Origin of the sequence: Burkholderia sp. A2, assembly GCF_001729305.1 — a bacterium.
GTDB classification, from domain to species: domain Bacteria; phylum Pseudomonadota; class Gammaproteobacteria; order Burkholderiales; family Burkholderiaceae; genus Burkholderia; species Burkholderia sola.
The window spans coordinates 1,255-1,571 of record NZ_LZXX01000007.1; the positions used below are offsets into that span (position 1 = coordinate 1,255).

Below are 317 nucleotides of genomic sequence, written 5' to 3' on the forward strand. Positions count from 1 at the left end.
CACGGCGGCGATCGCGACGAAGAACAGCGTCCACGCGAGCGTGATCCGCCGCGTGTAGCGCGCGACGGCCGGCGTGACCGTGCCGTGGATCATCGCCGCGAAGCGCGTACACAGCGGGACCTGGCCGGCCGCGAGCGTGCGGCCGAACAGCAGCGCCATCGCGACGTTGAAGCTCGCGTGCTCCAGATACAGGCCCCATTCGAAATGCTGCGCGAGCGGCGCGCGCGCGGCCCACAGCGCGGCGGCAACCAGCAGCCAGGCCGGCACGAGCCACGCGCGCCGTGGCGAGCGCAGCGCCGCGCCCAGCGCGAGCAGCA

Annotated in this window: 1 pseudogene; it reads right to left on the reverse strand. The window is 74.1% G+C overall.

Annotated elements, in window-relative coordinates:
* Nucleotides 1–317, reverse strand: a pseudogene (locus A9Z05_RS37355) (hypothetical protein); the annotation flags it as partial.